Genomic DNA, 22,057 nt, shown 5'->3' on the forward strand with positions numbered 1-22,057 from the left:
CCTGAATGCGTTGGGGAAGGTCGGCCGGATCACACAGGACGTCGACAGGGGCACCGATAGTCTTTGCGCCTCTCAGGGCCATTGCCATGCAGGCGTACATGCGGACTGTTACCGGAGTAGAGGGACTGGACAGCATTCTTGGTGGCGGACTTCCGCAGGCGCGGCTGTATCTGCTGGAAGGACCACCGGGTTCCGGCAAGACCACGTTGTCGCTTCAGTTCCTGCTGGAAGGCCTGCGGCGGGGCGAACGCTGCCTGTACATCACGTTGTCCGAGACCGCCGAGGAACTGCGCGAAGTCGCCGCTGCCCATGGCTGGTCGCTGGATGGCCTGCACCTGTTCGAACTGGGATCGGCTGAAGGCGCAATGGGCAACGGTCGCCTGCAGTCGGTGCTGCATTCGTGGGAAATGGAGCTGGACGAGACGGTCAATCTGATCATGTCCAAGGTGGACAGCATCGGGCCCACCCGCGTGGTGTTCGATTCGTTGTCCGAACTGCGCCTGCTGGCCCAGGACTCTCTGCGCTACCGGCGCCAGATCCTTGCGTTGAAGCAGTTCTTCGCGCCCAAGAGCGCTACGGTAATCCTGGTCGATGACCTGACCTCTACCGGCGAAGAGCGCGATGGGCAGTTGCACAGCCTGTGCCACGGCGTGCTGTCGCTGGAACGCCTGACCCTGGATTTCGGCCCGGCCCGGCGCCGCATGCAGGTACAGAAGCTGCGCGGCGTGGATTTCATTGCGGGCTACCACGATATGGTGATCCGTCGTGGAGGACTCGAGATTTTCCCCCGCTTGATCGCCTCCGAGCACCACGACCGGTTCGTGGGTTCGCCGGTGAGCAGTGGCGTCGACGAGATCGATCGCCTGCTGGGCGGGGGCCCCCTGCGCGGAACCTCGACCCTGTTGACCGGTCCCGCTGGTAGCGGCAAGACCAACGTCGCCCTGCAGTACGTGTGGGCGGCCTGCGAGCGTGGCGAACGCTGCTGCATCTTCGAGTTCGACGAGCGGGTTGGTACCTTGCTGGCGCGTGCATCGGCACTGGACATCGACCTGGACAAGCATCTGCACTCGGGCCTGCTGGAGATCCTGCAGATGGATCCGGCCGAGGTGTCGCCGGGTGAGTTTTCCTGGAACCTGCGCAAGGCGGTCGAGCAGCGCAACTGCAGCGTGCTGGTGATCGACAGCCTGAATGGCTATGTCACGGCAATGCCACAGGAAAAGCAGCTGATGCTGCAGCTGCACGAGATGTTGTCCTATCTCAACCAGAAGGGTGTAGCGACGTTCCTGATCAATCCGCAGCATGGCCTGGTGGGCACCATGTCCACCGGCAGCCTCAATGTGTCCTACATCGCCGATGCGGTGGTGCTGTTCCGTTTCTTCGAGGCCAAGGGGCGCATCCGCAAAGCCGTTTCGGTAATCAAGAACCGCGGCGGTGCGCACGAAGACACCATCCGTGAGCTGAAGATCGACGGGCGTGGCATCACCGTCAGTGCGCCATTGGCAGACTTTCAGGGCATCCTGACCGGCACGCCCGAATTCGTGGGTGACAGCGCAGCGCTGCTGGGCCAGTCCGATGTCCGATAGGGACGAAGGCTGCACGGTCGTCCGCATCGTGGCGCCCTTCGGACGCGATGCCGACAGCATTGCCGCGGTACTGGAGGGGGTAGGGCTGGCAACGCGCATCGCCGGCAACCTGGAGGAGCTGGCCGAGCATCTGGATGATCGCACCGGCCTGGTGGTGGTGACCCAGGAAGCGTTGGTGCGCGGTGCCGACGGCATGCTGCCTGCATTGCAGCAGCAACCGGCCTGGTCGGATATTCCATTCATCCTGCTGCGCTCGGCGCGGTCGTACCGCCGTTCCACCCGCGAGGCACTGTTGCCAGCTTCGATCAACGTGGTGGAGATGGACCGGCCGCTTGGCAGCATGTCCCTGATCAGTGCCGTCCAGGGCGCACTGCGGGCCCGTGACAAGCAGTTCCTCGTGCGTGATCAGATGGCGGCATTGGCGGACGGGCGGGCCGCACTGTCCCGCAGTGAAACCGAGTTGCGCCTGATCGCCGATGCGATGCCGGTCCTGATCGCCTTTGTTGATCGTTCGATGTGCTTCCGTTTCGCCAACCGAGCCTATGAGACCTGGTTCGATCTCGCCACCGGCGAGGTGGTCGGCAGGCACGTTCGCGAGGTGATCGGCGAATCCGTATGGCAGCAGCGCAGGGCGGCGATGGAGCGCGCCCTGGACGGGCAAGCTGCGCTCTTCGAGATCACCTGGCCGCATCCGCAACGCGGCCGGCGCGACTGCGAAGTGCGTTACTCGCCACGTACCGATACCGAGGGCCGGGTCGACGGATTCCACGTCTTCGTTACCGATATCACCGCCGCCAAGCTGGCCCTGAGCAACAGCCAGCAGCACGCACATGCACTGGAGGCCATGGTGGCCGAGCGCACGCGTGAGCTGGAAGCGCAGATGGCTGCACGCGAGGCCAGCGAGGCCGCCCTGCGGCAGTCGCAGAAGATGGAAGCGATCGGCCAGTTGACCGGTGGCATCGCGCACGATTTCAACAACATGCTGACTGGCATCCTGTCCGCGCTGGACATCGTGCGCCTGCGCCTGGACATGGGGCGGGTGGATGATCTGGAGCGTTTCCTGGATACGGCCACCACCTCGGCGCAGCGTGCCGCCGCATTGACCCAGCGCCTGCTCGCGTTCTCGCGCAGGCAGTCTCTGGACGCGCGGCCGGTGGAGATCAACACGTTGCTGGTATCGGTGCAGCACCTGTTGCACAGCACGATTGGGGAAACGGTGCGGCTGCGTACCGAAACCTGCCCGGTGCCGCTGCACGCCACGCTGGATGCCAACCAGTTCGAAAGCGCGGTGCTGAACCTGGCCATCAATGCGCGCGACGCGATGCCTGATGGCGGCGAGCTGATCCTGCGCACTGCGGAAGCAGATGTGCATGCAGGCCAGTATCCGGCAGTTCCGGCAGGGCACTATGCGGTGGTGGCAGTCGCCGACACGGGCGCCGGCATGGCGCCGGAAGTGGTCGAGCGCGCATTCGAGCCTTTCTTCACCACCAAGCCCATCGGCAAGGGAACCGGGCTGGGCATGTCGATGGTGTACGGCTTCATGCAACAGTCCGGTGGCCACATCGCCATCGAATCGCGCCTGGGTGAGGGCACCACCATTTCCCTGTTCATTCCACTGGTGGAGGCCGCGACCAGCGAAGCGGTGGCCGCTCAGGCCAAAGCCATCCGGCTCGGTGCTGGCCAGTCGATCCTGGTGGTCGAGGATGATGAGCAGGTACGCATGCTGGTCACGGTGGTGCTCGAGGACCTGGGGTACCAGGCCCAGGTGGTGGGCGATGCGGACGCCGCGCTTCCGATCCTGTCTTCGGACCAGTGCATCGATCTGTTGATCACTGACGTCGGCCTGCCTGGGCTCAATGGCCGCCAGCTCGCCGAAATAGCCCGTCACTCGCGGCCGACTTTGCCAGTGCTGTTCATGACCGGCTACGCGGAGAAGGCGCAGGAGCGCTCGTCCTTCCTCGATGCGGGCATGGCGATGATCGCCAAGCCGTTCCTGCTTGACGAGTTCAGCGCAGCGGTTCGCACCGCGATGCCTGAAACGGCAGGCGGCAATCCGTAGAGTCGGGCCTGCTCGACTGTTTTTGTGCAGCGCCGAGCCATGCTCGGCTGATCTTTCCCGACTGGAGTCGCATCCGCTGGTCGAGCGAGCTCGACACTACCCGCGCTGCGATGATTCCCGCACCACCAGCTTTACCGGGATGCTCTGGCTGTCCACTGCCTGCCGGCCGATCAGTGCCAGCAGGCGCTCCACCAGCAGTTGCCCGGCCTGCTTGGTGTCCTGCTGCACGGTGGTCAGCGCGGGAGATACCGATGCTGCCAAGGGGATGTCGTCGAAGCCGGTCACCGCCACGTCCTGCGGCACCCGCAGGCCGGCTTCGCGCAGGGCCCGCATCGCGCCGATGGCGATCAGGTCGCTGGCCGCGCAGATCGCATCGATCGGCTCGCCGCGCGCCAGCAGTGCCTGGCAGGCCTCCTGGCCGGAGGCTTCGGTGGTGATCGCATCGTGCTGCAGCGCCGCCTCGGCAGCCAGGCCGTGTTCCCGCAGGGCCGCGACATGGCCGCGGTAGCGCTCCTGGAATTCGGGGTAGTGGCTGGAGGCATGGCCCAGGAAGGCGATGCGGCGGCAGCCCTGCAGCAGCAGGTGGGTGGTGATGTCATGCCCGCCCTGGAAGTTGTCGCTGCCGATCGACACGCCGGGTTGGCCGGGCAGGGCGGCGCCCCAGCGCACGAAGTGCGTACCTTGTTCGACCAGCCGCTGCAGGCGGTCGCGCGATTCGTGGTAGTCGCCGTAGCCGAGCAGGATGATGCCATCGGCCTTGTTGCTGTCCTCGTAATCGGCCTGCCAGTCGGTGGAAAGCTGCTGGAACGAGACCAGCAGGTCCTGCCCGTGCAGGGCGCAGGCGCGGGTGATCGAGCCCAGCATCGAATGGAAGAACGGGTTGATCAGCGAGTCGTCGTTGGTCGGGTCTTCGAAGAACAGCAGGGCCAGGGTGCCGGCATTGCGCAGGCGCAGGCTGGAGGCGTTCTTGTCGACCTTGTAGTTCAGCTCGCGGGCGATGCGCAGGATGCGCTCGCGGGTCTCGGCATTGACCATCGGGCTGCCACGCAGGGCCCGCGACACGGTGGGCTGGGAGACCCCGGCCAGGTGGGCGATGTCCAGGGAGGTGGCTTTGCCTTTGATTGTCATGGGAACTGATAGGGAACGTGCAGCGATCATGATGCCATGAGGCTGGCCCCCCGCTTGCAGGTGCGCTCCTGTCTGAATGAACGGGGTTGATGTTAAAAAATGTGACCAATTTGTCACTTTGACCTGATTTGGACAAAAGCGCATTCAGCAGATGGACAGCTGCCATGGCATGGCCCTAGAGTCCGCGCACCAGGGGACAACAAGGCAGTTGACGTGGGCAGCAACGGATCAGGGATCGATCTGCAGGAGTCGCTGTGCGTGGACGATGGAGGCGCGCTGGCGTGCTTCGTCGCCCTGTTGGGGTTTCTGGATCGGCCTGCCGACCCCGACCAGCTCCGGCACCAGCTGGGCCACCCCGAAGGCCGTATCGATACACAGGATCTGTTGCGCCTGGCCAAGCGGATGGACGTCAAAGCACGCGTGGTACAGGCGCGGGTTACCGCGCTGCGCGATCATCCGCTGCCCGCCATCGCCTGCCTGGCCGACGGACGCTATACGCTCGTGCTCAAGGCCGACGCCGAGAACGTGTTGTGCTTCGACGCGGCGGCCGACGGACGCCCGGTCACGCTGTCCCTTGGCGAGTTCTCGCAGGAGTTCGATGGCCGCCTGTTGCTGATGACCACGCGTGAAAGCGTGGCCGGCGCCGCGAGGCGCTTCGATGTCGGTTGGTTCATTCCTGCCCTGGTGAAGTATCGCCGCCTGCTGCGTGACGTGCTGGTAGCCTCGTTCTTCCTGCAGTTGATGGCACTGATCACGCCGCTGTTCTTCCAGGTGGTAATCGACAAGGTACTGGTGCACAAGGGCATCACCACCCTGGAAGTGCTCGCCCTCGGCCTGCTGGTGGTTTCGGTGTTTGAAGTGGTGATGGGCGGGCTGCGCACTTACCTGTTCTCGCATACGACCAGCCGTGTGGATGCTGAGCTGGGCTCGAAGCTGTTTTCGCACCTCACCCATCTGCCGCTGGCCTACTTCCAGGCGCGCCGTGTCGGTGATTCGGTGGCGCGCGTGCGCGAACTGGAGACCATCCGCGAGTTCCTCACATCTTCGGCGCAGACCGTGGTGCTGGACCTGTTCTTTGCCATCGTGTTCCTGGCCGTGATGTGGCTGTACAGCCCTGCATTGCTGTTGATCGTGCTGATCACGCTGCCGCTGTACGCCGTGGTGGTGATGGTGGTCGGGCCGATGCTGCGGCGCCGCCTGGATGAGAAGTTCGTGCGCGGTGCCGAGAATCAGTCGTTCCTGGTCGAAGCAGTAACCGGTGTGGAAACCATCAAGGCGCTGGCGGTCGAGCCGCAGGCGCAGAACCGCTGGGACAAGCAGCTGGCGGGCTACATCCAGGCCAGCTTCCGCGCCAGCATGCTGGCCAACTGGGGTTCGCAGGCGGTGCAGCTGATCCACAAGCTGGCCACGGTGGCGCTGCTGTTCTTCGGCGCGCGGCTGGTGATTGACGGCAAGCTGACCGTGGGCGAGCTGGTGGCGTTCAACATGCTTGCCGGGCAGGTTGCCGGACCGGTGCTGCGCCTGGCGCAGTTGGCGCAGGACTTCCAGCAGGCGCGCATTGCCGTGGAGCGGCTGGGCGACATCCTCAACTCCCCTACCGAACCGGCCAGCTCACCCTCGCGTGCCAGCCTGCCGGCAGTAGATGGCCGCATCGCGCTGGAGCATGTGTCGTTCCGCTATCGGCCTGAGGGACAGGAAGTGTTGTCGTCGGTCAGTCTGGAGATCGCTCCGGGTGAGATCCTCGGCGTGGTCGGCCCCTCGGGGTCCGGCAAGTCGACCCTGACCAAGCTGATCCAGCGCCTGCACACCCCGGAGCGTGGCCGTGTGCTGGTGGATGGTGTCGATCTGTCCATGGTGGATCCGGCGTGGCTGCGGCGGCAGGTGGGTGTGGTACTGCAGGAAAACCTGCTGTTCAACCGCAGCGTGCGCGAGAACATCGCCATGGCAGACCCGGCGATGCCGATGAGCCGGGTGGTGGAAGTGGCCAAGCTGGCTGGTGCGCACGATTTCATCCTGGAGCTGCCCGAGGCCTACGACACACGCATCGACGAGCGTGGTGGCAATCTCTCCGGCGGCCAACGGCAGCGTCTGGCAATCGCGCGTGCATTGGCGATCGATCCGAAGATCCTGATCTTCGACGAGGCGACCTCGGCGCTGGATGCGGAGAGCGAGGAAGTCATCCAGGACAACCTCAAGCGGATGTCCGCCGGCCGCACCGTGATCATCATCGCGCATCGTCTGTCGGCGGTACGCCAGGCCAACCGCATCGTGACCCTCGAACGTGGGCGCATCACCGAGACCGGTAGCCACGAGGACCTGTTGCGCGCCGGTGGCCGTTACTCATTGCTCTATACCAAACAGATGGGCCTGCCCGCCGTGGCGGCTCCGCTGAACTGACCACCGCGCGCCCAGCCAAGGACAGCACGCATGTTGAAGGGACTGAGGCACCACCTGGGCATCCTGCGCGAGAGCCTGCGCGCGGAGCGTGCGCAGCCGGACCAACGCGATTCGGCGGCGCCGGACTTCCTGCCGGCGGCGCTGGAGATCCTGGAAAAGCCACCGAACCCGATCGGCCGCACCGTTCTCTGGTTGCTGATCGCCTTTCTGGCCATTGCATTGATCTGGTCGTGCCTTGGCCGCCTGGACATGGTCGCCGTGGCTGAAGGCAAGGTGATTCCGCGCGGCAACGTGAAGGTGATCCAGGCCGCGGACCAGGGTGTGGTCCGTGCGATCCATGTGGTCGAAGGGCAGTCGGTGAGGGCCGGCACGCCGCTGCTCGAACTGGACCCGACGGTCAGCCATGCCGAAGTCGAGCAGGCGCGCCAGGCGTTGCTGACCGCGCAGATCGATGTGGCACGGGCGCAGGCCGTGGTTGACCACGTTGCTGGGCGGGCCGGTCGCTTCATCGCACCGGAGGGAACGCCTGACAGCATCGTTGCCATCCAGCAGGCACTGGTGGCCGCCAAGCAGCGCGAGTTCGATTCCACTGTGGGCGGCTTGCAGCAGGAGCGTAGCCAGCGCGATGGCGAGCACGGCATGATCCTGGCCGAGATCGCCAAGTTGGAAGAGCAGCTGCCGCTGGCCACCGATCAGTTGAACAAGCTGGAGGAACTGAGCCGCGACAACTATGTGCCGCGACTGCAGGTGGCCGAAGTGAAGGAGCGTGTTGTCGGCATGCGCCAGGACCTGGCGATCCGTCGCGAAGAGCAGCGCAAAGCGACCGCAGCGCAACTGGCGGCCAGCCAGCAGATGAGCAAGAGCCGCAGCGAGTTCGCACGCGAAGCATTGGATGCCCTGACCGAGGCCGAAGCGGCGCGCGCGCTGCGTGGCGAAGAATTGAAGAAGGCCCATGACAAGGCCGGTCACACGGTGCTGCGCGCACCGGTGACCGGCGTGGTGCAGCAGCTGCAGGTGCACACCATCGGCGGTGTGGTGAAGCCGGCCGATGCGCTGATGGTGCTGGTGCCGCATGACGGCGAGCTGGTGGTCGATGCGATGCTGCCCAATCGCGATGCCGGCTTCGTCCGCGACGGGCAGCCGGTGGAGGTGAAGCTGGAGGCCTATCCGTTCACCCGCTACGGTGTGGTGGATGGCGTGGTCGAGACTGTGGGCCGCGATGCGGTACAGACCGAGAAGGAAGGGTTGCGCTACCCGGCCCGCGTGCGCCTGCTGCAGCCCTGGATCGAGGTGGATGGGAGGCGTCGCGCGTTGGCACCGGGCCTGGCAGCAACGGCGGAAATCAAGACCGGTGATCGGCGCATCATTGAGTACCTGTTGTCGCCGCTTTCAAGACGTGTGCAGGAAGCGGGGCGGGAGCGATGAGCGAGCGCGGACCTCAACCCTGAATCCGATCACATTTTTTGCCAACCGGCAACGTGCCGAAATTGTTGTTCAACCCAATGGAGTGGAGAACTGACATGAGTGGTCGCACCATCACCCAGGTTCCGAAGCGGTCCATCACCACGATCGTCAGGCGGATGAAGACCGCCAGCGCGAGCGCCTCGATTGGCGACAACGCAGCGCTGATGGCGTCCATTGCCGAGCTCATGCAGTTTGACGAGATGTCGATCCGTGTCGCGCTCGATGGCACCGGCTGGTCGGTGATCTCAGCCTCCGCCGAAGAGAAGAGCGGCTATTTCGGGATGGCGCTCTATCACGACGCGAGCAACTCCTTCATCGTTGCCAATCGGCCAACACAGGCCAACCCGGTGGATTGGCGCGACATCATTACCGATGCCCTGGCCACGCTGCACATTCCAACGCAGCAGCAGTTGGACGCCATCACATTCGGTCGACAGGCGCTGGCAGATGCCAAGGGAATCGGACTGAACTTCGGCGACCTGTATTTCCCGGGCTTCTCGCTGGGAACCGCGCTTGCGCAGACGCAGATGATGGATCTGTTCCTGACCCGCGACAACCTGCCGGTGGGCTTCGATATCAACCGGATGAGTGGCATTGGCAAGGGTTCAGCCGGCTTTGGCGTGGGGAATCCATCCGACAGCCTCGGCATGATCATGGCGATGGTGCATGGTCAGGGGGTGGATACGACGGCCGCGCAGGCCTTCATCCAGGGCCATTACACGCACTATGTGCGCCAATCGGATTTCGTTCCGGGCGGCGCCTGGACTGCCGGTGGCCGCCTCGGCGATGTTGTGATCCTGCCGGATCTCTATGTACTGACCGAGAGCGGGAAGTACGTGATGGTGACAGGCGTGGGTGCTCACAATGGCCCCGCCTATACCCTGTCAATCGAGGCCTACAAGGAGCATCAGGTCACCGCACAGGACTACATTGCGGTCATCCGCACCGACGGCACGCTCGCATTCCTGCCCAAGGCGGACAAGGAGCTCATCCTGCCCTCGGCTGATTTCATCGGGCAGAGCCAGAGCTATCTGCCCACCGGCTACATCCTGACCATCGCCGAACCGCAGGGCGACGGCGTGAGGATCGTAGGCGAGACGATCAATGGCGACGTCATCGAGATCGTCCGCACCGATCTTGATGGTGACGGGGACTACGACCGCATCGAGCGCGTGCTGCAGGAGAAGACCAGCGGCAGTCGCAACTTTGGCAACAATCGCTTCCTGATCTCCGGCGGCGATGTCAGCGACGAGGACGACTATGTCCAGACCGCGCAGGTGAGGATCGACAGCAACGGAGATGGAAAAGTCGACCAGATCGACAACGTCACCACCCGCGGCAACATCCGCATCGAGGTCAACACCGTCATCGCTGCGGATGGCACGGTGACCACCACCGACGATGTGCTGTATCTGGGTGTGAACATCGGTTCGATCGGTTCAAGCTTCGGCAGCTCGCTTAGTTCGGTACTGTTCGACGACGCCCTGGTCAGCAGCATCGGTTCAATCGTGTTTTCCGCACTGGGCGAGAATCTGGCCGAAGCGCTGGCGCAGCTGAGGGTGACCGAATCGGCGTTCCAGGCATTCGATGCCGCGTTCCAGGATATCGAACTGGATCTGGGCGCCAACGCCACCGGCGTGGTTTCGTCCTATCTGGCCGGTGAGCTCATCCATGCCCTCGGCCTGGAGGGAACGGTGGTCGGCGAGCTGGGCCAGTCTGCAGCGGCGCAGGCGCTGGGGATGATCATCCAGAACATTTCCAACGGCGTACCAGCGCTGAGCAACATCAACCTGGGCAGCTTCAACATCAGCACGGTGGTGGCCACCTGGCTGGGCACCAAGCTGGCCTCCAAGCTGGTGGAGTTCGATACCATCGCAGGGCAGATCGGCGCGTCGCTGGGGGCGTCCATCGGTGCCATGGTTGGCGCCGCCAGCGCAGCCTCCAGTGCGGCGATGGGCACGCGATTCGGGTCCATGGCCGGGCCGGTCGGCGCGGTCATCGGTGCGTTCATTGGCTACATTTTCGGCGGCGTGATCGGATCGATGTTCGGGGGCAAGCCGCGTTCCGGCGCCGAGGTGACCTGGGACCAGGCCTCGGGCAAGTTCGCCATCAGCGGCGTCTGGCAGCGCTCGGGCGCCACCCCGATGGCGGCCATCAGTTTCGCGCAGACGGTCAGCGGAACGCTGAACAACGTACTGGAACTGGCAGGTTCACGCCTGATCGATCCCGCGTCCGTGGTTGCCGGTGGATACGGAACCCACGGCAAGGATTTCGTCTATCGGCGCAACGGGGCGGTGGTCTTCAAGACGCGCGATGCCGCCGAGGTGATCGGCTACGGCTCCCTGGCGGCACTGCGTTCGCTGGTGCCACAGATGGCAGGCGGTGACATCTACATCAAACGGACCTTGTCCAACGGTCTGGCGACCACCCGTCCACAGGACTTCAATTCAACGCAGCTGGTGGGCGATCTGTCCGTGGCCCTGGACTATGGCCGCTACATGGCCGATCCCAGCGTGGTCAACGCCCTGCTGTCGACCGGATCGGCGGATGGTTTCGCCGCAGGCTGGGCCATTACCTTCGCACGTGCCCGCGAGCTGGGACTGCACCGGCGCGCCGCCAGCGACTGGACGGGCGGTTTCTCGGTGCTGATGGATGAGATCCTCGATGGCACCGTGGACGGCATCGGTATCGGGCCAGCCAATCTCTACATGGCACTCGACGGCAAGGAGCGCACGTTCACGGTGATGGCTGGTGATGAGCGCGCCGGAACAATACGCGACAGCATCGAAACCTCGATGAAGGATGAGATCGCCGGCAGCAGCGGGGCGGACCAGATCTCGCTGGAAGGCAATGTGCTGGCCTCTTCGGCAGCGCTCAAGGTCAACGGCGCGGCGATGAATGGCAGCCACAAGGTGGATGTGGCCGCGATCATCGATGCAGGCGACGGCGACGATATCGTCCGCGGCGGGGACCTTGGCAATGATCTGCTCGGCGGGTCCGGCAATGACACGCTGGTCGGCGGACGCCTGGATGACTGGCTGCTCGGGCAGGACGGTGACGACGTCCTGTTCGCCGGCGCGGTTTCCAACATCACCTTTGCGGCCGGCGATGCCGCAGCGGAGGCCGCGGCGATCGCCGTCAACGGCGGCAACGGCAATCTGCTGCGCGGCGGCGCAGGCAACGATCGCCTCTATGGTGGCCGTGGCGCGGACTGGCTTGAAGGCGGTGCCGGCGTCGACCGGATCCTGGGCGGCGACGGTGCCGACATCATCAGCGGTGGTGCCGGTGACGACCGCTTCGGAAATGGCGCCGCGCTGTTCGGCGGCGGTGGCTCGGACCAGTACCTGTTCGGATTTGGCGATGGCCGCGATGTGATCTTCGACGAGGCGGACGGCGCGTCGGTGGCCAACAAGGGCGGTGACTCGCTGGCCTGGCGCATCCGCCAGATGGAGCAGGGGCTGCTGGCACGTGGCTGGGCAGGCGGCGGCGACTACCTTGCCGACGGCACGGTCCGTGGCGGCGAGGATGCGATCGTGTTCAGCGCCGGTGTTGCGTTCGAGAACCTGCGCATGCGCAGGGACGGCAACAACCTGGTGATCTCGCTGGTGTTCATCGATTCGGCCGGCCGTGCCAGGACCACCAGCGACGAGCTGGTGATCAGCGACTGGTTTGAGACGACCCACCGGGTGGAGTGGCTGCGGTTTGCCAATGGTGAGGAGGTCCGCATTGGTGACATGACGTCCTACATCATCGGCAGCGCCGGATCGGACGTCATCCTCGGTACCTATGGCGCCGACTTCATCTATGGCGGTGACGGCAATGACGAGATCCGTGGCTTGGCCGGCAATGACTTCGGCATTGGCGGGGCCGGCGACGATTTCGTTGCCGGCGACGGCGACCAGGACTGGGTGATGGGCGGCTCCGGCAACGACCAGGTGCTCGGTGGCGACGGCAACGACACCGTGTTCGGCGACGGTGGCAACGACCGTGTATATGGTGGTTCCGGCTCGGATCTGGTCGTCGGCGGACGCGGCAACGACGAGGTCGTGGGCGGCGAAGGCGATGATGTCTTCCGCTATCAGCGTGGCGATGGCGAAGACATTCTTCTTGATGACTACGTCGACAACTGGGATCTGGTGTGGGAGAAGGGCAGCTACGTCAACGGCTACGTGCGCAACGCCGATGGCACGGTCAGCAAGGACGGCGTGGTGTACTTCAATGGCGCCAGCTGGATCAGCCACAACGACTGGAACGACGAGGCACAGGTGCTGCGCCGCCACATGGGCGCGCTGGATGGCGTGATCGCGCGCAACGCCGGCGTTGATTCACTGGAGTTCGGTGCGGGCATCGACGTCCAGGACATCCTGCTGCAGCAGATCGGCAACGATCTGCGCCTGACCGTGGGCCGTGATGGCGACGCGGGCCGTCTGTCGCAGTCCACAGACACGCTTACGATCAAGGACTGGTACGCGCTGGGCGGCTCCATCGAGAACATGGTGTTCGCCGCCACCGGTCGCCTGGGCGTTGCCGCGATGACGCTGCTGGGCGGCAGTGATGGCAACGACACCATCAGTGGAACGTCCGGCAAGGACTGGCTGACCGGCAACGGTGGTGACGATGTCATCGACGGCGGTGCTGGCGATGATCTGCTCAACGGCAATGAAGGATCGGACCTGCTGAAGGGCGGTGCCGGTGCGGACATCCTCTACGGCGGGAGCGGCGACGACACGCTGGAAGGGGGCAGCGACGCCGATCTGCTGTTTGGCGGGTTGGGCACCGACATCGCATCCTATGCCGGCAGCAGCGCGGTCGTTGCCTATCTTGGCAACACCGTCGGCAATACCAGCCATGCCAAGGGCGACGTGTATGAGGGCATCGAGGGCCTTGCCGGCGGAAGCGGTGCCGACCGCCTGGGCGGTGACGCCTCCGACAACATCCTGCGGGGTGGCGGCGGCAACGATCTGCTGCGTGGTGGAGCGGGCGACGATGTGTATGAGTACAACGTCGGCGACGGTGACGACCAGATCATGGACGCGGCGTTCGATCTGGAGGAAGTGGTGGGCGCGGACGGCCAGGTATCCGGCGCGTACCTGGCATCGTGGGATTACCTGGGCGATAGCGCGGGGCGGCATGCGTACCGGCTGACCCTGACCAACCGCCTCAGCGGAGAGGTGGCCTACCGCAGTTTCGATCAGGTCGATTTCCTGTTCTCGCAGCAGCAGGCCACGATCCCGCCGGCTTCGGCCTGGAACTACGGGGTGGGGCGCCTGCAGGGAACGACCTGGCGCAACACCGCCAACGGCCTGCAGCTGCTGCGTGAGGCGCCGCGCCAGGACGCGTCGGGCGACGACCTGTTGTCGTTCGGAAAGGGCATCAGCCTGTCCAATCTGCGCCTGCGCATTGTCGGCGGCGAGAATCAGTTGGACGTGGTCGCGGCCCAGAATGGATCGGTGAAGATCGGCAGTGACGGCAACGCGCAGATCAGTGTTGAGCGCACGCAGCTCAACGATGGCCTTACCGTTGAACTGCGCAATCTCCGCCAGCTCGCGCAGGGGGGCACGGCCGATGACGATCTGATCCTGGGCGGTACGGCGGCCGACGTCATCAACGGAGGGGCGGGTGAGGATGTTCTTTCCGGCAGCGACGGCAACGACACGCTGAGCGGTGGCGATGGCGATGACACGCTGGAGGGCGGTGCTGGCGCGGACGTGCTGGACGGCGGCAGTGACCGTGTGAGCCTGGGGCAGGCGATCCAGCCTGGGCAGGCCTACGGAGACACGATCCGCTACGTCTCATCCAGCGCGGCGCTGGTTGCCGATCTCGCCACGGGCTCGTTGTTCGGCGGGCACGCCACCGGTGACAGCATCGTGCTGAATGGTGGTGTCAGCTCGGTCGAGAACGTGGTGGGAACCGCTGACTTTGGTGACACGATCAGTGGCGACGCGCGTGCCAACCGGCTGCTCGGGTTGGGGGGCAACGACTGGCTGGACGGCCGGGCGGGCGACGACGTGCTCGTTGGCGGAGACGGCAACGATACGCTGATGGGAGGCGACGGCGACGATGCGCTGTCCGGCGATGACGGTGATGATCGTCTGGATGGCGGTGCGGGCAAGGACGTACTGGCCGGCGGCACCGGCGCCGATGAGCTGTATGGCGGCCTGGGTAACGATCAGATCAGTGGTGACGCGGGCGACGACAAGGCCTGGGGCGGAGACGGCGACGACACGTTGGGGGGACAGGCGGGCGCGGACCAGTTGTACGGCGAGGCCGGCGATGATGTCCTGTCCGGCGGCGCAGGCGACGACCTGCTGGAAGGCGGAGACGGCAACGACACGTTGTCCGGCGACGGTGGTGACGACCTGATGCGCGGTGGTGCGGGCGACGACACCTATGTTGTCGCGGGTCATGACGGAGCGGATCGGATCGAGGATTCGCTCGGTCGCAACCGGCTGGTGTTGCAGGACGCCGGTCCGGAATCGGTCTGGTTGCAGCGCAGTGGTGACGACCTGGTGGTGAGCGTGCTGGGCGGTGGATCGAGCGTTACGATCGCCGGCTACTACACCGGGGCAGGTCGCCTGCGGGAGATCGCAACAGCGGCGGGCTCGCTGTTCCTGGCCCATGCCGAGCCGCTGATCCAGGCCATGGCGCAATTCTCCACGCAGGTGCCGGCCGTCCTGCCGGCAGCCATTGCGGCGCAGCTGACGCGCTATTGGCATCCCACCGGCAAGGCCGGCCCGCAGCTGGCCAACCAGTCGCTGTCGACTGACGAGGACGTGGCACTGGCGGGCAACGTCAATGCCGTCGATCATGACGACAACATCTCCGGCTACGCCGTGCTGCAGGGGCCGACGATGGGCAGCGTTGCACTCGACGCAGCCACCGGTGCCTGGGTCTATACGCCGGCGGCAGACCGCCACGGCACCGACCGCTTCGTGGTCCGGGTGACCGATGCCGACGGCAATACCGCCGACCAGGTGGTGGACCTGGTGGTGCGTTCGGTCAATGACGTGCCCAGCGACATCCTCGCCCCGGGGCCGCTGGCGGTGGACGAGAACGCCGCCAACAACCTGTCGTTGGGCCGCTTCGGCCATGTCGACCGGGACGGTGCAGAGGATACGGCCACCTTCACCCTCATCAATGACGGCGGTGGCCGCTTCAGGATTGCGGCCGATGGCACGCTCAGCGTCCGCGATGGCACCAAGCTGGACTATGAGACCGGCACCGCGCACACCATCCGCGTACGCGTGACCGACGGCGCCGGCGCGTGGTTCGAAAAGGATTTCACGATCGACGTGCGCAACATCAACGAGGCGCCGTTCACGCCGACCCGCCCGCCGAACACCGCACCGGTTCTGGCCGGCGAGAAGACCGGGGCCGGCACGGTGGTGGGCACCTTCGTGATTGGCGATCCCGACACCACGACGCCTACCCTGCAGCTGGTGACCAACCCGGGCGGCCTGTTGGAGGTGGTGGGCAAACAGGTGCGCGTGCGTTCGGGCGTTGCGATCGACTTCGAGGCGTTGGCGACAGCGCAGGGCGCGACTCTGGTCGACCTCGATGGCGATGGCATCAAGGAAGTGCTGCTGACCGCCAGTGTCAGGGCATTCGACGGCGAGCTGGCCTCGGCCGGAACCCTCAGCTTCACCTATGCCATCGAAGACGAAAACGAAGCACCGACCGCGGTGGCATTCGCGGCCACAACCACCAGCTTCAACGAAACCGATCGGGTGGCCACCGGCACCACGCTGCCCGCGATCCTGCTGGGGACGCTGTCGGCCACCGATCCGGACACCGTGGCGGGTAGCGACTTCGCCACCATGGCCTACAGCGTTTCGGACAGCCGTTTCGAGATCGTCAACGGTAACCAGTTGCGCCTGAAGGCTGGCGCGATCGTCGACTATGAAGCGGGAAGTACGGTGACGGTAACAGTCACGGCAACCGATCGTGGCGGAGCTGGACTGAGTGTCAGCAAGCAGCTGGTGTTCACGGTCGTCAACCGCGACGACTATCTGTATGGCACCGCAGCCGGTGAAACGCTGGTCGGCCAGGCCAACCGCGACGTGATCCAGGGGTTGGGCGGCAACGACACCATCAATGGTGGCGGTGGCAATGACGATCTGTACGGTGGCGATGGCGATGACACCCTGCGCGGTGATGCCGGCGACGACAAACTGTGGGGCGAGCTCGGTCGCGATACCCTGTACGGTGGTGCGGGCATCGACGAACTGCGTGGCGGTGACGGCGATGACAACCTGTACGGCGAAGACGGCGATGACCGTCTGTATGGCGATGCAGGCAACGACATTCTCGATGGCGGTGCCGGCAACGATCTGCTGGAAGGTGGCATCGGCAATGACACGCTGAAGGGAGGCCTCGGCAACGACATCCTGCGCGGTGGCGATGGCGACGACCTTCTTGAGGGTGGCGCTGGTGCTGACACACTCTCCGGCGGGTCCGGTGTCGATACGCTGACCTATGCTTCGGCAACGGCCGGCGTGGTGCTGAACCTGGCGACGGGAACCCATGGCGGCGCAGCGGCCGGTGACGTGCTTGAAGATGCATTCGAGCGGATCATCGGCAGTGCATTCAACGACACCATCACCGGTAGCGCGGGTGATGACTACATCGAGGGCGGTGCCGGCAATGACACGCTCTACGGGGGGGGCGGCAATGACACGCTCTATGGTGGTGACGGTGATGATCTGCTGGATGCGCAGGCCGGCAACGATACGCTGTATGGCGGCGCCGGCAGCGACATCCTGATCGGTGGCGATGACAGTGACGTCTATCTGATCGATCGCGATTCGGGTGCGGATGAGATCCGCAATTACGATTCCAGTGGCGACGACATCGACGTCATCGGCTACCGCGACATCAGTCGGAATGATCTGTGGTTCAGCCGCACCGGCGATGATCTGGTGATCTCGGTGATCGGTACCAGCGTGGTGACCACGATCAAGGGCTGGTACACCACGACCAGCGCCAATGACCGCGCCAACTACAAGATCGATTTCATCCTGGCCGGCGAGCATGCCAGCAGTACCATCAACGCCGAGGCGCTGGTCACGCTGATGGCCGGCCGGACCAAGCCCGCCACGGTAGCCGCTTATCAGGCCCTGCATGCTGATGCGTCCTTCGAGAACCAATGGCGGCACCACTGGGATGGCAACGGTCTGCCCTCGGTCAGCGTCGTGGCGGACCAGTCGATCAACGAAGATGGACAGGTTGCCGTGCAGTTCACCGTGGGCGATGACCTGACCCCCGCATCCGGCGTGACCGTACAGGCGTTCGTACTGGACGCTACCGATCTCAGTTCCACTGTGGCCTGGATGAACGCGCCGACCATCACCGCCGGTGCCAACGGCGAGCGGACGGTGACCCTGGTGCCGAAGGGCAATGCCAGCGGACGGGTAGCGATCAAGCTGGTCGCCACCGATGCGGGTGGCCTGGTGACCGAGCGGGTGTTCTTCCTCGACGTGAAACCGGTGGTCGATGCGCCGGTGATCAGCCGCGCGGTGCAGGTCGGTACGACCCTCGACGGTGGCACGCTGGCCCTGGATGTGCAGGCTGCGTTGTCCGATACCGATGGTTCGGAGACCCTGGAGATCCGCATCTCCAACCTTCCGACCGGGCTGACCCTGAACAAGGGAACGAACCTGGGCAACGGCGTGTGGTCGCTGACGCCGGCGCAGCTGGCCGGCCTAGCGCTGGTCGGCCCGGCCACGTGGTCGGCCGATCTGACCGGCACTGCGGCGCTGACCGTGACCGCCATCGCCAAGGAGACCGCCACCGGCCTGACCAGCAGCAAGACGCAGACCCTGTCGGTCTCCATCAACGCGCGTCCGACCGACATCACGGTCGACCGCGCGTTGAGCACGGTCGAATCCACGGCGGATGCGCCGGTGGCCAATGGCACGGTGCTGGGCAACTTCGCCCGCGTCGACGCGGACAACGATGGCTTCACCTTCAGCCTGACCGACAATGCCGGTGGCCGCTTTGCGATTTCCGCGGCGGGTGTACTGACGGTGGCCAATGCCAGCCTGCTCGACTACGAGACCAACACATCGCATCAGATCGTGGTGCGCGTGACCGACGCCGGTGGCCTCACCCGCGACAAGACCTTCACCGTGGCGGTGACCAACGTCGATGAAGCTCCGGCGATACCGACCGTGTCCAGCCAGCCGGTGGCCATCGCTGCCGAAAATGCCGCGTTGGGCGGTGTGGTGATTGCCAACCTGGCTTCCAGCGGCGGCAATGGCAGCTACAGCTATGTGCTGGAGGGAGACTCGCGCGGCTGGTTCACTCTGGTCGGTAACCAGCTGAAGTTCCGTGACGGCCTGGTGCTGGATTTCGAGGCGCTGAAGGCCGCCGGCATGACACTGAGCGATGCTGACAGCGATGGCCGCCAGGAGGTGGTGTACTCGGTGTCGGTGAAAGCGGTATCCGGTGGATTGACCTCGGCCGGTGCGCGCACCATTACCGTGCGCCTGGAGGACGTCAACGACGCGCCTCATGGTATCACTGCCGACCGCTCGCTCAGCATTGCCGAGAACACGGGCAACGGCACCGAGGTCGGCAGGTTCAGCGGCCAGGACCAGGATGCCACCGACGGCCTGACCTTCACCCTGGTCAACAATGCCGGCGGCCGCTTTGCCATCACTGCTGCTGGTGTACTGAGCGTCGCCAATGGTGGGCTGCTGGACTACGAGGCAGCCACTTCGCATGCAATTACAGTGAGGGTGACCGACACCCACGGCGCGACCCGCGACCAAGTGTTCCAAGTGGGCGTGTCCAACGTCAACGAAGCACCACGAACGCCGGACGTCGTGCAGCACGTGGCCCTCACCTCCGAGAACACCGGCGTGTCCGGGCAGGTGGTAGCCACGCTGTCCTCGTCTGATCCGGACGGAACCGCGCCCTCGTACCAGATCATCAACGACCCGTTTGCCTGGTTCGTGATATCCGGCAACCAGCTCAAGTACAACGTCAGCAGCTTCGATTTCGAGGCCGTGGCGCCGTACCTGCAGCTGATCGACGGCGATGGCGACGGCCAGCTGGAGGCGTACTACAACGTCACGGTGCGTGCGACAGACGGCGCGCTGGTGTCGGGCAACCGCGAGATCACGGTACGCATCGAAGACGTCAATGAAGCGCCGACAACCTGGGGCCAGAGCCTGACGCTGGCTGAATCGTCGCCGGGCGCAGGGCAGACCGTGTTCCAGTTCACCAACTGGTCCGACCCCGACAGCCAGTGGTACAACCGCGACCACCGTTTTGCCATTACCGGCGGCGCCAGCAATCTGTTCGGCATCAATGCCACCACCGGGCAGATCGCATTGCACGGGCAGCTGGACTATGAATCCGCACAGAGCCACCAGATCCAGGTGACGGTCACCGATCGTGGCGGATTGTCGAGCACCACCTGGGTGACGATCAATGTGCAGAACGTCAATGAGCGTCCGACGATTGCGACCTGGCAGGATGGGAACTTTGTCCAAGTGGTGTCCGCCAGTGACCCCGAGGACTTCTTCGCACGCCTGGTTGTCACCAGTGCCGTTGAGTTTGTCGGAACGTCGGGCCAGTATTGGGACACCTATTCCGGGGACACCTACACCTTCGATGGGGGAACCACCACGCGGGCCATCTCGGGTGATGGGTTCCTTGCGGCCTACTCGGACAATATCTTTCTCCAGCGCATTGTTGCCCGAGGTGGACTGCGCACGGAGACCTCGGGAGATTGGGGGGATCCACGCGGAAGTGGGGCTGGCTACTTCCAGGAGGTCAATTACGATACCTGGTATGAGATCGTGGTCCAGTCGCAGGACAGCGCCGGCCTGTGGAGTGATCCTTTGAAGTTTGTCGTCAACCAGTGGGGCGGGCGCCTGGGCCCAGTCGTACTTGATTTGGATGGCGACGGCGTCGAGACCGTGGGCTGGGCGCAAAGCGCCACACGCTTCGACATGAATGGTGATGGCGTGCGTGACCTGACAGGCTGGGTCGGGCCACACGATGGCCTGCTTGTCCTGGACCGCAACCGCAACGGCACGATCGATTCCGGCGCCGAAATCTCGTTCACGATGGATCTGGAGGGGGCCCATTCCGACCTTGAAGGCCTGGCTGCCTATGACAGCAATGGTGACCGGCGCCTGGATGCCAACGACGCTCGCTTTGCAGAGTTCCAGGTCTGGCGCGACGCGAACCGCGATGGCATCAGCCAGATCGGTGAACTGTTGACGTTGCAACAGGCGGGCGTGGCGTCGATCAATCTTGATGCGCGCCGCACCGGGCAGATGCCCGGTACATCGCCGGACAACACCACCTACGCCAACGGTCAGTACACCCGTACCGATGGCACCCAGGCGGCCTTGTCGGACATGTTCTTCGCATTTGGAGAGCGGGAGGAGGACGCTGACGGGGACGGCTTGAATCTCAACGGTGGCGCCGGCAAGGGCGGACGTGACCTGGGCAGCGGTGATGCCGCCTCCGGCCGGGTCAACCGCCGAGGCGGCGATCCACGCTTAGCGCCTGCAGCTGACCTGTCGCAGGCCCCGGCGGAACTGGCGGCGGCAGAATCCCGGGATCGCTTCGGCGGCGTTGAGCCCACAGCCGCCGAGCGGATGCAGCAATCGGCTCGGTCGGAACAGCGTGCCCCCATCGACGAAAGCATTCCGTCCGGCCCGGCAACACAGCGCTCAGCCTTGCATGACAATCTGGCGCTGGCACAGAAGAAGCGGTTCCAGATGATCGAAGCGATGTCCACGTTCGACGCCCAGCCCTATGCCCAGGGCATCAGCACGGCGGCGCGCGATCCGGCCACCATGGAACTGTTGACCGCCATTCCCGACTACAGGATTTCCCGTTCATGATTACGTCCACGACCGACACCACCGCCGCCGAAGGGGCGCCGCGCACCGTTGCCGAGGCCCTCGGCCAGATCGTCTGGCTGCTTTCGCAGTCGCCGCTGCACCGTGAGATGCAGCTCAAGGACCTGGAATGGTCGTTCATGCCACCGCTGCTGAAGGAGCAGTTCCGGGTGTTCCGTTTCGGCACACTGCCGCCGCTGCCGGGCATGCAGGAAGCCGGTGCGGCCTTCGCCGGGTTGACCCAGCAGGCGCTGGAGCAGCTGCCGCTGGGCGTTGCGATCTGGGCGAACCTGTCCGAGCAGGCCGAGCAGAAGCTGGAGCAGGGCGAGCGGCTGGAACTGGACGACTGGAACAGTGGCGATCGCCTGTGGCTGATCGAGTTCATCACCCCCTTCGCCCAGCCCGGCAATGGCCTGGCCGAGGCCATGCTGGGCGATCTGCTGACCGGGCCGTTCGCGGGGCGCAGCCTGTCCATGCACCGGACCGATCCGGACACCGGCCGGCGTGACAAGGTGACCCTGGGCGGCGTGCCGTCGCAGGCGGCCTGATCCGGGAAGGGTGAA

8 protein-coding genes are annotated in these 22,057 nt (G+C 64.9%); 6 read left to right on the forward strand and 2 right to left on the reverse strand.

Annotated elements, in window-relative coordinates; all coding sequences use genetic code 11:
• Positions 1-86: 86 nt before the first annotated feature.
• Positions 87-1,583, forward strand: coding sequence for an ATPase domain-containing protein (locus AC13GA_RS03970; RefSeq protein ID WP_046985701.1), 1,497 nt, complete (start codon positions 87-89; stop codon positions 1,581-1,583).
• Positions 1,573-3,642 (forward strand): PAS domain-containing protein, encoded by a 2,070-nt coding sequence (locus AC13GA_RS03975; RefSeq protein WP_426354067.1) that lies wholly within the window; start codon positions 1,573-1,575, stop codon positions 3,640-3,642. Before AC13GA_RS03970 ends, AC13GA_RS03975 begins: the two co-directional genes overlap by 11 nt.
• Before the next feature lie 96 nt (positions 3,643-3,738).
• Here AC13GA_RS03975 and AC13GA_RS03980 read toward each other — a convergent pair whose 3' ends face one another.
• On the reverse strand, positions 3,739-4,770 hold the full coding sequence (locus AC13GA_RS03980; protein WP_482997563.1) for a LacI family DNA-binding transcriptional regulator: 1,032 nt from the start codon (positions 4,768-4,770) through the stop codon (positions 3,739-3,741).
• Positions 4,771-4,983: 213 nt separating this feature from the next.
• Here AC13GA_RS03980 and AC13GA_RS03985 point away from each other — a divergent pair, with 213 nt between their 5' ends.
• Together AC13GA_RS03985 and AC13GA_RS03990 are read left to right on the forward strand one after the other, a co-directional pair.
• The gene (locus tag AC13GA_RS03985) at positions 4,984-7,167 is read left to right on the forward strand and encodes a type I secretion system permease/ATPase (RefSeq protein ID WP_426354065.1); all 2,184 of its coding nucleotides are present in this window, start codon (positions 4,984-4,986) and stop codon (positions 7,165-7,167) included.
• 30 nt (positions 7,168-7,197) lie between these two features.
• Complete coding sequence (locus AC13GA_RS03990; RefSeq protein WP_046985704.1) at positions 7,198-8,592, forward strand: HlyD family type I secretion periplasmic adaptor subunit; 1,395 nt, start codon at positions 7,198-7,200, stop codon at positions 8,590-8,592.
• Positions 8,593-8,605: 13 nt separating this feature from the next.
• On the opposite strand, the gene AC13GA_RS03995 is transcribed toward AC13GA_RS03990, so the two are convergent.
• On the reverse strand, positions 8,606-8,806 hold the full coding sequence (locus tag AC13GA_RS03995) for a hypothetical protein (protein WP_046985705.1): 201 nt from the start codon (positions 8,804-8,806) through the stop codon (positions 8,606-8,608).
• 25 nt (positions 8,807-8,831) lie between these two features.
• Here AC13GA_RS03995 and AC13GA_RS04000 point away from each other — a divergent pair, with 25 nt between their 5' ends.
• Complete coding sequence (locus AC13GA_RS04000) at positions 8,832-21,497, forward strand: cadherin domain-containing protein (protein WP_482997564.1); 12,666 nt, start codon at positions 8,832-8,834, stop codon at positions 21,495-21,497.
• Complete coding sequence (locus AC13GA_RS04005) at positions 21,494-22,042, forward strand: toxin-activating lysine-acyltransferase (protein WP_482997565.1); 549 nt, start codon at positions 21,494-21,496, stop codon at positions 22,040-22,042. The genes AC13GA_RS04000 and AC13GA_RS04005 overlap by 4 nt, the downstream gene beginning before the upstream one ends.
• Positions 22,043-22,057: the final 15 nt, after the last annotated feature.

It is taken from the genome of Stenotrophomonas sp. 22DLJC03 (genome assembly GCF_056861405.1).